The following is a 13,253-nucleotide window of genomic DNA, read 5'->3' as shown; positions in this document are numbered from 1 at the left end:
CTCAGACGCCGGCCTGCGGCGGCAGGGCAGAAATGACCGGGTGGTCGTACTTGATAACCCCGACCTTTGCCGCTCCGCCGGGCGAACCGACCTCGGTGAAGAATTCGACGTTCGCCTTGTAGTAGTCGGCCCATTCCTCGGGCAGGTCATCCTCGTAGTAGATGGCCTCGACGGGGCACACGGGCTCGCAGGCTCCGCAGTCGACGCACTCGTCCGGGTGGATATAGAGCGAACGCTCACCCTCGTAGATGCAGTCCACGGGGCACTCATCGATGCACGCCCGGTCTTTGACATCCACGCACGGGAGGGCGATGACATAGGTCACAGTTGGTCAGTCCCTTCGAAAGACGGCTCAGTCAAGTCTACGCCTCACCCATCGTGACCGATGGCGACCGGGGCCGTTCGGGCAGCCGCGGCCACGCAACGACGACCGTCGCGATGAGCACCGGCCCGATGGTCCAGACCAGTCCGGCCAGCCCCTGTGGGATCAGCACGGAGCCGCCGGGGCTTTGCACCGAGAGCAGCGCGATCATGCCAACGACGCCAACGGCAGCCAGGAGAACAACGAGGCGGTCGCCGATGAGCAGGCGCAAGCCCACCAGAAGCGCGAGCACGCCCACGAGGGAGAGGATCAGGCCGAGGGGAAAGTTAAAGGAGCCGAGGGCGAGCGTCGCCTGGTGCTGGACTGTACCGACAGCGCCGAAGACTGCGCCGACGATGAAACCGAGGACGCAACTGACCGCTCGATTGCGTCCGCTGGTCGGCTGCAGCCCTGCCGCGGAGCGGGCACCCGGCTCTGGGCTCGTCGGCTCAGCGTTGGCCTGGCCGTTGCCCACCGGACCGTTGCCCGCTGGCCCGTTGCCCGCCAGTTCGTTGTTGCTGCCCAGTCCGCCGTTATATCCGCTCACCGGCCAAGTGTACCCAGCCCGCTTGAGTGCTCGGTGCTCAGTGCTCGATGCTGGTGACGGCGCCGCGGTGGCGATCGCTCGCCCGCCCGCGGGGGTCACGCCAGGCCGGTCAGCGCCCGGAGCAGGGCGGCAACAGCAGCCGCAACGATCACGACGATGAGAAACGGCACCCTGAGCCCGTAGAGCACCGCAGCGACGCCGAGAGCCGGGACTCGAGCGTCAAGGACAACGCCGACTCCATCGCCGACGGTCTGCACGACGATGAGAGCGGCCAGGAGCGCCACGGTGAGGAGTTCGGCGATCCGTGACGGCACCGGTTTCTCCAGCCAGTGCGCCGGCACAGCGTAACCCGCGAGCTTCAACGCGACGCAGGCGATCGACGCGATCAATATGACGTTCCAGAGGGTCACGAGGCACCTGCCCCGTCCCGGCTCCCGAACCAGTTGGTGACACCGACCACGACCGCGACCAGCGCGGCGGCGATGACGGGCACACCGCCCGGAGCAAACGGCAGGAGGACCGCAGCGACCACCATCGCTCCCCCGGCGACGACGAGCGCCTGCTTCCTGCGGAGGCGAGGCCACAGCAGGCCGAGGAACGCCGCAGCAGCGGCGGCATCGAGTCCGTACGCGCGGGTGTCTCCGAGCAGGTCACCGACGAGGGCGCCAGCGAAGGTGGTGAGGTTCCAGCCGAGGTAAACGACAAGTCCGGTCACCCAGAACCCCGTGCGACTCGCGGTGGCGGTCTTCTGGGCCAGGGCAACCGCCACCGACTCGTCGATGGTCAACCACGCCGCGGCGATGTCACGGGGCCAGCCACGGCCGACGACCGGTTTCATCCGCATGCCGTACGCTGTGTTCCTGGAGCCGAGCAACACGGCGCTGGCAATGGCGGCGGGAGCTGAAGCGATTCCGCCCGACGCGAGGACGCCGACGAGAGCGAACTGCGATCCGCCGGTGAACATGAAGAGGCTGAGCACCGAGGCTTGCCAGATGTCGAGGCCGGCGGCAACCGCCAGGGCACCGAATGAGACTCCATATGCCGCGGTGGCGACACCGACAGCAACGCCCTGGCGTGCGGCAAGCTGCTCCGGCGTTCGGGGCGCTTGCCGGCTCATCCCTGTGACCGACCAGTGACAAGCGGCCCGAACTCGACCCGGGAAGCCAGCAATCGGGTACAGGACATGGGATCCAGAGTAGCGGGACGAACGAAGCGCCCGGGATCACTGATCCCGGGCGCTTCGTGTGAACTGACTTCTGTTACTCGTTCTGCTTCTTCAGGCGGCTCGTGTTGCGCGCGCGGGCGTTGGCGTCGAGCTCGACCTTGCGGATGCGGACGATGGCCGGAGTGACCTCGACGCACTCGTCTTCACGGGCGAACTCGAGGCACTCCTCGAGCGACAGCTGGCGTGACGGCGTCATCGACTCGAACGTGTCCGAGGTCGACTGGCGCATGTTCGTCAGCTTCTTTTCCTTGGTGATGTTGACGTCCATGTCGTCGTTGCGCGAGTTCTCGCCGATGACCATGCCCTCGTAGACCTCTTCGGTCGGGTTGACGAAGAACGTCATCCGCTCCTGGAGGGCGATGATGGCGAACGGCGTGACAACACCCGAACGGTCGGCAACGATCGAACCGTTGTTACGGGTGACGATGGGGCCGGCCCACTCGTCGTAACCGTGCGAGATCGCGTTGGCGATTCCGGTGCCGCGGGTGAGCGTCATGAACTCCGTGCGGAAGCCGATGAGACCACGCGACGGAACGATGAATTCCATACGGACCCATCCGGTTCCGTGGTTCGCCATGTTGTCCATGCGGCCCTTGCGCGCAGCCAGGAGCTGGGTGATTGCGCCGAGGTATTCCTCGGGGACGTCGATGGTGAGGTGCTCGTACGGCTCGTGGGTCTTGCCGTCGACTTTTTTGGTGACAACCTGCGGCTTGCCGACGGTGAGTTCGAAGCCCTCACGACGCATCTGCTCGACGAGGATCGACAGGGCGAGTTCGCCTCGGCCCTGCACCTCCCACTTGTCCGGTGCGCCGATGTCGAGCACGCGAAGCGAGACGTTACCGACGAGTTCGCGGTCGAGACGGTCCTTCACCATGCGTGCGGTGAGCTTGTGTCCCTTGACCTTGCCGACGAGCGGCGAGGTGTTGGTACCGATGGTCATCGAGATGGCCGGCTCGTCGACGGTGATCGTCGGGAGCGGGCGGACATCGTTGGGGTCGGCGAGGGTCTCACCGATGGTGATGTCGGGGAATCCGGCGACCACGACGATGTCGCCTGGGCCAGCGCTCTCGGCGGGGTAACGGTCGAGAGCCTTGGTGATGAAGAGCTCGGTGACGCGCACGTTGTGGATGGATCCGTCGTACTTGACCCAGGCGACGGTCTCGCCCTTCTTGATCGTGCCCTGGAAGATGCGCAGCAGAGCGAGACGACCGAGGAACGGGGACGCGTCAAGGTTGGTGACGTGAGCCTGGAGGGGGTGCTCGTCATCGTAGACGGGAGCCGGGATGTGCTTGATGATGGCGTCGAACAGCGGCTCGAGGTCATCGTTGTCCGGCAGGGTGCCGTTCTCGGGCTTGTTCCAGCTCGCAGCTCCGTTACGGCCTGATGCGTAGACAACGGGCACGTCGAGGACGGCGTCGAGGTCGAGGTCGGGAACGTCGTCGGCCATGTCGCTCGCGAGGCCGAGGAGGAGGTCCTGGCTCTCGGCGACGACCTCATCGATGCGCGCGTCGGGACGGTCGGTCTTGTTGACCAGGAGGATGACGGGAAGCTTTGCTTCGAGTGCCTTACGGAGCACGAAGCGGGTCTGCGGCAGCGGGCCCTCACTCGCGTCGACGAGCAGGACGACACCGTCGACCATGGACAGGCCGCGCTCGACCTCTCCACCGAAGTCGGCGTGGCCGGGGGTGTCGATCACGTTGATCGTGATCGGTCCGTTCGTGGCGTGCTTGCCCTTGTACGACACCGCGGTGTTCTTCGCGAGGATCGTGATGCCTTTTTCCCGCTCGAGCTCGTTCGAGTCCATGGCGCGCTCTTCGAGGTGCGCGTGTTCGGCGAATGAGTCCGTCTGACGGAGCATGGCGTCAACCAGGGTCGTCTTGCCGTGGTCAACGTGAGCGACAATGGCTACGTTTCGGAGGTCGTCGCGCGAAGCAAGCGCCATGAAAAAATTCCTTACAAGAAGAGATGTCGCGAGAGTATGAGCGCGACGGGAAATGTACAGATGCGAGCCAGAATCCGACCCAACAGATTATCTTACTGCACAGAGCCCTCAGCTCGCTGGGACTGATCTCAGGTTCACGCAAAGAAGCACCGGAGCCACAGGTCCGCCAACCGTAGTTGCCGCGCCTGTCGCGCCGGTGCTTCCTTGAACAGTCCGGTTAGCGGCCGAACTCGAAGTTGCCTCCGGGGATCGCAGCGAGCAGCTCCTGCGTGTACACCTCACGCGGGCTGTCGAAGACCTCATCGGTCGTCGCCGACTCGATGATCTGCCCCTTCCTCATCACGCACACGTTGTCCGCAACGAGCCGCACGACCGCGAGGTCGTGTGTGATGAAGAGGTAGGTCAGGCCAAGCTCGGTCTGCAGCTCGGTGAGAAGGTTGAGGATCTGACCCTGGACGAGAACGTCGAGCGCCGACACCGCCTCGTCGAGCACCAGGACGTCCGGCTTGAGCGCGAGTGCCCTGGCGATCGCGATGCGCTGTCGCTGTCCACCCGAGAGTTCACTCGGGTAGCGGTAGCGGGTTGAGGCCGGGAGCGACACCTGGTCGAGCAGTTCAAGCACCCGCATCTGGCGTTCGCGTGCCGTTCCCACCTTGTGGGCGAGGAGCGGTTCGGCGATGGTGTTGCCGACGCTGTACTGCGGGTCGAGCGAGCCGTACGGGTCCTGGAAGACCGGCTGAACGCGACGGCGGAACTTCAGCAGTTCAGCGCCACGGAGGCCAGCGACATCCTGACCGTCGAATTCAATCTCACCGCTCGTGATCGACTCGAGCTGAAGCAGGAGCTTGGCGACGGTCGACTTGCCAGACCCGGACTCCCCTACCAGGGCTGTCGTCGTGCCCTTCTGGATACCGAAGGAAACGTCGTTGACGGCTTTCAGTTCATCGTGACGGAATCCCTGCTTCCGAATCCGGTACACCTTGGACACGTTGCGAAGCGAGATGAGGTCCCTGGCCGGTGCCGCGTTCTCACGTTCGGCCGCACGCTCGAGGAGCGTCGTGTCGATGGCGCCCTCCGAGAAGATCTCGGTCTCGGCAACCTCGTGCTGCTTGACGGCCTGGATGCGACGGGACGCGAGGCTCGGAGCCGCCGCGACGAGGCGCTGGGTGTACGGGTGCTGCGGGTTCGCGAGGATCTCCTGCGACGGCCCGGACTCGACAACCTTGCCCTGGTACATCACGACGAGCTGCTCGGCACGTTCGGCTGCGAGGCCGAGGTCGTGGGTGATGAACAGCACGCTCGTGCCGTAGTCACGCGTGAGGGTTCCGAGGTGATCGAGGATCTGACGCTGAACCGTGACGTCGAGCGCGCTCGTCGGCTCGTCGGCGATGAGCAGCTTCGGGCGACTGGAGAGGCCGATTCCGATCAGCACGCGCTGACGCATACCGCCGGAGAACTGGTGCGGGAACTGCTTGAGGCGGTCACCCGCGTCGCTCAGCCCGGCCTCCTGGAGGACCTGGATGGTGCGCAGGCGCGCGTCCTTGCCCTGGGCGATGTTGTTCGCCTTGATGGCCTCCTCGACCTGGAATCCGATGCTCCAGACCGGGTTGAGGTTCGACATCGGGTCCTGCGGGACGTAACCGATCAGGTTTCCCCGGACGTCCTGGATCTCGCGGGGCGAGAGCGCAGTCAGGTCGCGTCCCTCGAACAGGATCTGTCCTCCGGTGACCTTTCCGGTTCCTGGCAGCAGATCGATGATCGACTGCGCGGTCGTCGACTTGCCCGAACCGGACTCCCCCACGATGGCGAGCGTCTGCCCGGCGTAGAGGGTGAGGTCGACGCCACGCACGGCGGGGACGATGCCTCGCTGCGTCTGGAATCCGACCTCGAGGTCGCGGATCTGGAGAAGCGGTTCGGTGGAGGAATCGCGCGGCGACGCCACGGCATCCGTTACTGGCTGGCTCATCGACGTGCCCTCGCCTTCGGGTCGAGTGCATCACGGACGACATCGCCGAGCATGAGGAACGAGAGCACGGTGAGTGAGAGTGCCGCTGCGGGGTAGAGCAACGTCTGCGGGCTGGTGCGGATCGATGTCCGCGCCTGGCCGATGTCATTGCCCCACGACATCACGCTCGGCGGGAGGCCGATACCGAGGAACGACAGGGTGGACTCGGCGACGATGAACGTACCGAGCGACACCGTTGCGATCACGATCACGGGGGCGATCGCGTTCGGGATGACGTGGCGGAGGAGGATCTTGAACTTCGACACACCAAGGGCGATCGACGCCATGACGTAGTCGGAGTTTTTCGCGCTGAGCACGGCGCCGCGCATGATGCGGGCAACCTGCGGCCAGGCGAAGATCGCGAGCACGAGTGCGACGGTGATCGGTGTGCGGTTCGGGAGGACGCTCATCAGGACGATCGCGCCGAGAACGGTCGGGATCGCAAAGAAAATGTCGCCGAGACGCGAGACGAGCGAGTCGAGGATCCCGCCGTAGAACCCGGCGAGGGAACCGATGACGATTCCGACGAGGGTCACGAGGAGTGTCGCGAGCAGGCCGACCGTGACGGATGCCTGCGTGCCGAAGATGACCCGGGAGTAGACGTCACAGCCCTGGCGGGTGAACCCGAACGGGTGTCCCGCCTCGGGGCCGCCGTTGCTGTTGGCGAGCAGGCAGTTCGCGTTCGGTGCGACCGAGGTGAACAGGCCGGGGAACAGCGCGACGACGGCGATGATGAAAATGAGGACCGCCGAGATCCAGAACGTCGGTCGACGACGCATCGACTCCCAGGCATCCGCCCACGTGCTGCGTGCTTTCTGTGACTCGTCCAGTTTGTCGATCGCTGCAACGGGGGTTTCCTCGAGCGGCGCGACGTAATGACCCTGTGAAGCGTATTTCTTATTTTGCATAGCGAATCCTTGGGTCAAGTGCCGCGTAGAGCAGGTCGACGAGCAGGTTGGCGACCACGAAGATGATCACCATGACAGCGATGAACGACACGACTGTCGGTCCCTCGCCGAGGGTGATCGCCCGGTAGACGGTTCCACCGACACCGTTGATGTTGAAAATGCCCTCCGTGACGATCGCGCCGACCATGAGCGCACCGAGGTCAACGCCGAGGTAGGTGACAACGGGAACGAGCGAGTTGCGCAGAACGTGCACCGTGACGACCCGACGACGCGAGAGGCCTTTCGCTGTCGCCGTTCGGACGAAGTCGGCGTTGAGGTTGTCTGCAACGCTCGCGCGGGTGAGCCTGACGATGTAGGCGAACGACACCGACGCGAGAACAAGGGCGGGGAGGACGAGTTCGCTCCACGGCGCATCTCCGGACACCGTCGGCCGGAACCAGCCCAGCTCGATCCCGAAGACATACTGCGCAACGAAGCCGACGACGAAGGTCGGCACGGAGATGAGCAGAAGGCTCACAACGAGTGCGCTGGTATCGAACCACTTGCCCTTGCGCAGGCCGGCGACGAGGCCGACGAGGATTCCGGCGAACGCTTCGAAAACGAGCGCGAGGAGGGCGAGGCGTGCGGTGACGGGGAACGCGGATGCCATCACGTCGGCGACGGGGCGGCCAGAGTATGTGGTTCCGAGGTCGCCCTGGAAGAGCCCGGCGATGTACAGGAAGTACTGCACGATGAAGGGTTTGTCGAGGTTGTACTCGGCGCGGATCTGCGCGATGACGCTCGGCGCAGGTGGGCGGTCCCCGAAGAGCGCAGCAATGGGATCGCCCGGAAGGGAGAAGACCATGAAGTAGATGAGGAAAGTTGCCCCGAAGAACACGGGGATCATCTGAAGAATGCGTTTACCTGTGTACCAGAGCATCAGGTTATTTCGCCGGGTCGAACGTACATGAATGTCACAATCACTGGTTGATTCTAGTCAATGAAATGTCCGGGGCGAATTCGCCCCGGACATTTCACGTGTGCGGTCTGGGCTCGGTGAGCCTAGCCCTTGGTGATGTCGTGGTACAGCGGGACGGAGTCCCAGCCGAACACCACGTTGTCAACGGTGTCAGCCGAGACACCGGTCACGTTGGAGTACCACAGCGGGATGGCCGGGAGGTCCTTGAGCAGGACTTCCTGTGCTTCCTGGTACTTCGCGGTTGCGTCTTCAACCGTGGCAGCGCTCGCGCCTTCCTTGAGGAGGTTGTCGAACTCTTCGCTCGAGTAGTCCTCGTAGTTCGATCCGGCACCGGTCTGGTACAGCGGAGCGAGGAAGTTGTACAGCGACGGGTAGTCGGCCTGCCATCCGGCGCGTGTTCCACCGGTCAGCTTGTCGTTGTCGCGGTCGTCGATCGCTGCTGCGAACGTCGGGTACGGCTTGCCCTGTGCGGTGATGCCGAGGGTGTTCGCGATGCTGTTGGTCACAGCGTCGACCCAGCCCTGGTGGCCACCGTCAGAGTTGTATGCGATGTCGAAGACGGTGTCGCCGTATGGTGCAATGGCGTCAGCCTCTGCCCACAGCTTCTTGGCTTCGTCGGGGTTGTAGTCGAGTACTTCAGCGCCCTCGAGGTCGTCGGTCCAGCCGTCGATCACCGGGGAGGTGAAGTCGGTTGCCGGGGTGCGAGTTCCCTGGAAGATCACGTCGGTGATCTCTTCGCGGTTGATTGCCATCGAGATGGCGGCACGACGGAGCTTGCCTTCTTCGCCGCTCCAGTGCTCGAGGTAGTACGGCATGTTGAAGCCCTGGAAGATCGCGGCAGCCTGGTTCACAGCACGGTCGCCGAAGTCGCTCTCGTAGCTCTCGAATGCCGAGTCCGGGATGGCGTCGAGAACATCGAGGTTACCCGCGAGAACGTCCGCGTATGCGGCATCCTGCGTGGCGTAGAAGATGATCTCAAGGCCGCCGTTGGCCGGCTTGCGAACGCCGTCGTAGTCCGGGTTGGTGACGAGGTTGATCTTTTCCTCGTGAACCCAGGCGCCTTCGCCGTCGAGCATGTACGGGCCGTTGCCGATCGGGTTCTCGCCGAAGTCTTCCATGTCCTCGAACGCTGCGCTCGGCAGCGGCATGAATGCCGTGTAACCGAGACGGAGCGGCCAGTCGGCCTCAGGAATCGCGAGTTCGACGGTGAACGTCTTGTCGTCGACAACCTTGAGTCCGGACATTTCCTCGGCGAGTGGAGCGCCGACCTGGATTGCGTTGCCGTCTTCGTCAACCGCACCGCTGGGGTCATCGACCGCGTTCTGCAGGTCGCTGAAACCGACGATGTTGTCGAAGAAGTACGAAGCACCCTGTGCGTTGTCGTACAGCGCCGCATAGTTCCAGGCGTCGACGAACGACTCTGATGTGACTTCTTCGTCGTTGGTGAACTTCCAACCGTCCTTGAGCGTGACAGTCCAGTTGGTGGCGTCGTCAGACTCGATGGATTCGGCAACCTCGTTCTCGATGGCGCCTTCGGCGTCGTACGAGACGAGTCCGGCGAAGATCGAGGTCATGATCTTGCCGCCACCGGTTTCGGTGGTGTTGGCGGGGAGCAGGGACATCTGCGGCTCGCTGCCGTTTGTGGTGATGATTGCGTCAGTGTCGGCCCCGGACGACTTCTCAGTCGAGCCACCGCTGCTGCTGCAGCCCGTGAGCGCCAGGGCGCCCACAGACAACAGCGCGACGGCGCTAAGGCCTACGCGTGATCTTTTCAATTTTCCTCCTGTGCGAGTGCGCACGGCAGACAGTTTTGTGCCCCGACTGCGGTGCTGGATACAAGAACCATAGGTAGCGGTGCGCCCATCTGCAAATTTGTCGGGTGAATCGTTACTTACCGGAAACGTGATCTGCGAATTATTGGCGAATTCGCACATTTTCTGCTCCAAAGGCGTCTTCTGCGCAATTCTTCGGCAAGGATGGCCTCAGGGACGGTAGGGAGATGCGATGGTGACAACCCCGGCCAGGCGTGCGTGGTGGGAAATCGCCATAGTTCTCGGTCTCTCCGTCGGTGCATCCGCCGTCTACTCGCTTGTGTCGCTGACAGCGCGATTGACGTCAGACGTCCCCCTGTCCGAACAGAGCGCAAGCCTCAATCCTTCGCTCAGTGAGCGGGAGTGGCTGGATTTCACGTACCAGTTCCTCGGGATCTTTTTCGAACTTTTCGTCGTCGCTCTCGCCCTGTACCTGCTCTGGACCGCATCCGCGAGTGGAGCGGCGCGAATCGGCCTCACCTTGACCGAGCCCGGTCGTGACCTTCGGCGCGGCGTCGCCCTCTTTCTCGCCATCGGCATCCCGGGCATTGCGTTTTATCTCATCGGCCGATTCGTGGGAATCACCGTGGGGATAGAGACCTCTCCCCTCGACACGCACTGGTGGACGGTGCCGATCCTCATTTTCTCCGCTCTTCGCGCCGCGCTCGTCGAAGAGGTCATCGTGGTCGGCTACCTATTCACCCGACTGAAGGAGCGGGGCTGGTCTGACTGGACCATCATCCTGTCGACCTCGCTCCTCCGCGGCAGCTATCACCTGTATCAGGGCGTCGGGCCGTTCTTCGGCAACGTCGCGATGGGCATCGTCTTCGGCTGGTGCTACCGGAGATGGGGCAGGGTGATGCCACTCGTCATCGCGCACCTGCTGCTCGATGTCGCGTCGTTTGTCGGCTATCCCCTGGCGGTCGCGCTGTTCCCCGAGTTTTTCGCGGTGTCTCGGTAAGCGATCTCACCTCTTGTTTGGCCACACAACAAACCACTAGTGTGTCCCCAGCGCACAGGGTGGTGCGCCGCGCGACGATGCGCGAACTTGAGGAGGACCATGCCACACGACGACACGGGTACCCACACCCCAGGAACGGCTATCGACTACATCGCGATAGAAGAGTCACCGGACTTCATCGCTCACAAACGCACGCACAGGAGCTTCGTCTTCCCCCTGGCCGTTGCGTTCCTGCTCTGGTATTTCGCCTACGTTCTGCTGGCGGACTACGCACACGAGTTCATGGCGACGAAGGTCATCGGAAACATCAACATCGGTCTGATCCTCGGACTCAGCCAGTTCGTGACGACCTTCGCGATCACCACCTGGTATGTCTCGTTTGCCAACCGCAAACTCGACCCGGCCGCAGAGAAATTCCGCAACGAGCTCGAGGAGGCTGAGCGAGCATGAAAACTGTTGGTGATCCGATCCTGAACATCTCCATCTTCGCGGCGTTCGTCGTCGTGACGCTCATCATCGTCATCCGGGCATCGCGCTCGAACAAGACGGCGAACGACTTCTATGCGGCCGGCCGCTCGTTCAGCGGCGGTCAGAACGGAACGGCAATCGCGGGCGACTACCTGTCCGCTGCGTCGTTCCTCGGCATCTGCGGCGCCATCGCCGTCAACGGTTATGACGGCTTCCTTTACTCCATCGGCTTCCTGGTGGCGTGGCTCGTTGCCCTCCTCCTCGTCGCTGAGCTCCTTCGGAACACGGGCAAGTTCACGATGGCGGATGTTCTCTCCTTCCGCCTGAAGGAACGCCCGGTCCGTCTCGCGGCAGCGACCGCAACGCTTGCCGTGTGCTTCTTCTACCTGCTCGCGCAGATGGCGGGCGCCGGTGGACTCGTGTCGCTGCTCCTCGGTGTCAACGATCGACTCGGCCAGTCCGTTGTCATCGCCGTCGTCGGCATCATCATGATCGCCTACGTGCTCATCGGCGGCATGAAGGGAACCACCTGGGTGCAGATCATCAAGGCTGTGCTCCTCATCGCCGGCGCTGGAGTGATGACCGTCTGGGTGCTCGCGCTCAACGGCTTCAACCTGTCAGCCCTCCTTGGGCAGGCGGTCGCCGTCGCGGGCGAGGACATCCTCAACCCGGGCGCCCAGTACGGCGCGACCGGCACGTCTCGGCTCGACTTCGTGTCGCTCGCGCTCGCGCTCGTGCTCGGTACCGCCGGACTCCCCCACGTGCTGATGCGGTTCTACACGGTGCCAACGGCGAAGGAAGCCCGTCGCAGTGTGGTGTGGGCCATCTGGCTCATCGGCCTGTTCTACCTGTTCACCCTCGTGCTCGGCTACGGCGCCGCGTACCTCGTCGGCGCGGAGCGGATCCTCGCCGCCCCCGGTGGAGTGAACTCGGCTGCACCGCTGCTCGCGTTCGAGCTGGGCGGGTCGATTCTGCTCGGCATCATCTCCGCCGTTGCTTTCGCGACGATCCTCGCGGTCGTCGCGGGGCTCACCATCACCGCGGCAACGTCGTTCGCTCACGACGTGTACGCGAACGTGATCAAGAAGGGTGCCGTTCCCCCGAACGGCGAGGTGAAGGTGGCTCGGATCACCGTCGTGGCGATCGGTCTGCTGGCCATCGCCGGTGGAATCGGTGTTCAGGGACAGAACATCGCGTTCCTGGTCGCTCTCGCGTTCGCCATCGCGGCGAGCGCGAACCTGCCCACCATCCTGTACTCGCTGTTCTGGCGTAAGTTCACCACCCGAGGTGCGCTGTGGAGCATGTACGGCGGGCTCGCATCGGCGTTGATCCTGATCATCTTCTCGCCGGTCATTTCGGGCGCGGAGACCTCGATGTTCAAGGACGTGGACTTCTCCTGGTTCCCGCTGAACAACCCGGGAATCGTGTCGATCCCGCTCGGCTTCCTGCTGGGCTGGCTGGGTACGGTCACCTCGAAGGTCAAGGAAGACCCGCGGATCGCAGCCGAGATGGAGGTGCGCTCTCTCACCGGACACGGTGCGGAGAAGGCATCGTCGCACTAGGTCGGTAGCTGAGTTCGGGTGCCCAACTGGGTGCCCGACTCGGGTGCCCGACTCGGGTACGGGCGGGGAGGACGTTTTCTCCTCAGCTCAGACAATGACGACGAACGCCCCCGGATGCTCATGCCCTGCACACGCAGGGCCGGGCACTCCGGGGGCGTTCGTCGTCATAACTCGCACCCCGAAAACATCCTCCCCGCCCCGAGATAAGGAAATAGCGCCCAGACAAGGACGAAAGCCGAGACCTGGTCCTTGTCTGGGGCTTTTGTCCTTGTCTGGGCGGGCGGGGTGAGCGTTTTCGGGGTGCCGAGTTATGGGAGGAAGGGGCGGGGCAAGAACGCGGTGTCGATCCGAGTCACACCCAGGGCCCCGTCCCTTCCTCCCATTGTTTGAGCTGAGGAGAGAATGCTCACCTCGCCCGCTTGCCCGGGGCTCGCAAGCCCCGTTACCCATGACCCGATTAACAGGCAATCGCACGGTTATCAGGACGAAAGTTGAGAGATCGTCC

At 63.7% G+C, this 13,253-nt stretch carries 12 protein-coding genes; 3 read left to right on the top strand and 9 right to left on the bottom strand.

Annotation, left to right across the window (positions count from 1 at the left end):
* Nucleotide 1: 1 nt before the first annotated feature.
* The 9 genes from fdxA to AC1C2M_RS02145 form a co-directional block, all read right to left on the bottom strand.
* Nucleotides 2-325 carry a ferredoxin gene (gene fdxA / locus AC1C2M_RS02185; RefSeq protein WP_108391464.1) on the bottom strand — a complete coding sequence of 108 codons (324 nt, stop codon included), beginning with the start codon at nucleotides 323-325 and terminating at the stop codon, nucleotides 2-4.
* Between the two features lie 37 nt (nucleotides 326-362).
* Nucleotides 363-908: a hypothetical protein gene (locus AC1C2M_RS02180; RefSeq protein ID WP_495435102.1), complete on the bottom strand. Its 546-nt coding sequence runs from the start codon at nucleotides 906-908 to the stop codon at nucleotides 363-365.
* Nucleotides 909-1,003: 95 nt separating this feature from the next.
* Entirely contained in the window at nucleotides 1,004-1,318 is a 315-nt protein-coding gene (locus AC1C2M_RS02175; RefSeq protein WP_495435101.1) for an AzlD domain-containing protein, read from the bottom strand.
* Nucleotides 1,315-2,025 carry an AzlC family ABC transporter permease gene (locus AC1C2M_RS02170; protein WP_495435100.1) on the bottom strand — a complete coding sequence of 237 codons (711 nt, stop codon included), beginning with the start codon at nucleotides 2,023-2,025 and terminating at the stop codon, nucleotides 1,315-1,317. The genes AC1C2M_RS02175 and AC1C2M_RS02170 overlap by 4 nt, the downstream gene beginning before the upstream one ends.
* Nucleotides 2,026-2,167: 142 nt before the next feature.
* Nucleotides 2,168-4,075, bottom strand: coding sequence for a translational GTPase TypA (gene typA, locus AC1C2M_RS02165; protein WP_483404580.1), 1,908 nt, complete (start codon nucleotides 4,073-4,075; stop codon nucleotides 2,168-2,170).
* Nucleotides 4,076-4,292: 217 nt separating this feature from the next.
* Entirely contained in the window at nucleotides 4,293-6,041 is a 1,749-nt protein-coding gene (locus AC1C2M_RS02160; RefSeq protein ID WP_495435099.1) for a dipeptide ABC transporter ATP-binding protein, read from the bottom strand.
* Complete coding sequence (locus AC1C2M_RS02155) at nucleotides 6,038-6,988, bottom strand: ABC transporter permease (protein ID WP_495435098.1); 951 nt, start codon at nucleotides 6,986-6,988, stop codon at nucleotides 6,038-6,040. Before AC1C2M_RS02155 ends, AC1C2M_RS02160 begins: the two co-directional genes overlap by 4 nt.
* Complete coding sequence (locus tag AC1C2M_RS02150) at nucleotides 6,978-7,907, bottom strand: ABC transporter permease (RefSeq protein ID WP_495435097.1); 930 nt, start codon at nucleotides 7,905-7,907, stop codon at nucleotides 6,978-6,980. The genes AC1C2M_RS02155 and AC1C2M_RS02150 overlap by 11 nt, the downstream gene beginning before the upstream one ends.
* 122 nt (nucleotides 7,908-8,029) lie before the next feature.
* Entirely contained in the window at nucleotides 8,030-9,721 is a 1,692-nt protein-coding gene (locus tag AC1C2M_RS02145) for a peptide ABC transporter substrate-binding protein (protein ID WP_495435096.1), read from the bottom strand.
* A 229-nt stretch (nucleotides 9,722-9,950) separates the two neighbouring features.
* Between AC1C2M_RS02145 and AC1C2M_RS02140 the strand changes: the two genes are divergently transcribed.
* The 3 genes from AC1C2M_RS02140 to AC1C2M_RS02130 all read left to right on the top strand — a co-directional run bounded on the left by AC1C2M_RS02140 (nucleotide 9,951) and on the right by AC1C2M_RS02130 (nucleotide 12,748).
* Entirely contained in the window at nucleotides 9,951-10,718 is a 768-nt protein-coding gene (locus AC1C2M_RS02140; protein ID WP_495435095.1) for a CPBP family intramembrane glutamic endopeptidase, read from the top strand.
* Between the two features lie 99 nt (nucleotides 10,719-10,817).
* Entirely contained in the window at nucleotides 10,818-11,168 is a 351-nt protein-coding gene (locus AC1C2M_RS02135; RefSeq protein ID WP_108391473.1) for a DUF485 domain-containing protein, read from the top strand.
* The gene (locus tag AC1C2M_RS02130) at nucleotides 11,165-12,748 is read left to right on the top strand and encodes a monocarboxylic acid transporter (RefSeq protein ID WP_483404587.1); all 1,584 of its coding nucleotides are present in this window, start codon (nucleotides 11,165-11,167) and stop codon (nucleotides 12,746-12,748) included. The genes AC1C2M_RS02135 and AC1C2M_RS02130 overlap by 4 nt, the downstream gene beginning before the upstream one ends.
* Nucleotides 12,749-13,253: the final 505 nt, after the last annotated feature.

Source organism: Mycetocola sp. Y444 (assembly GCF_059445295.1).
This window is presented reverse-complemented; position numbering and strand designations above follow the sequence as displayed.

Coding starts and splice junctions, on each gene's coding strand:
- AC1C2M_RS02170 (WP_495435100.1), bottom strand. CDS start 2,025: ATGAGCCGGCAAGCGCCCCGAACGCCGGAGCAGCTTGCCGCACGCCAG.
- typA (WP_483404580.1), bottom strand. CDS start 4,075: ATGGCGCTTGCTTCGCGCGACGACCTCCGAAACGTAGCCATTGTCGCT.
- AC1C2M_RS02160 (WP_495435099.1), bottom strand. CDS start 6,041: ATGAGCCAGCCAGTAACGGATGCCGTGGCGTCGCCGCGCGATTCCTCC.
- AC1C2M_RS02155 (WP_495435098.1), bottom strand. CDS start 6,988: ATGCAAAATAAGAAATACGCTTCACAGGGTCATTACGTCGCGCCGCTC.
- AC1C2M_RS02150 (WP_495435097.1), bottom strand. CDS start 7,907: ATGCTCTGGTACACAGGTAAACGCATTCTTCAGATGATCCCCGTGTTC.
- AC1C2M_RS02140 (WP_495435095.1), top strand. CDS start 9,951: ATGGTGACAACCCCGGCCAGGCGTGCGTGGTGGGAAATCGCCATAGTT.
- AC1C2M_RS02135 (WP_108391473.1), top strand. CDS start 10,818: ATGCCACACGACGACACGGGTACCCACACCCCAGGAACGGCTATCGAC.
- AC1C2M_RS02130 (WP_483404587.1), top strand. CDS start 11,165: ATGAAAACTGTTGGTGATCCGATCCTGAACATCTCCATCTTCGCGGCG.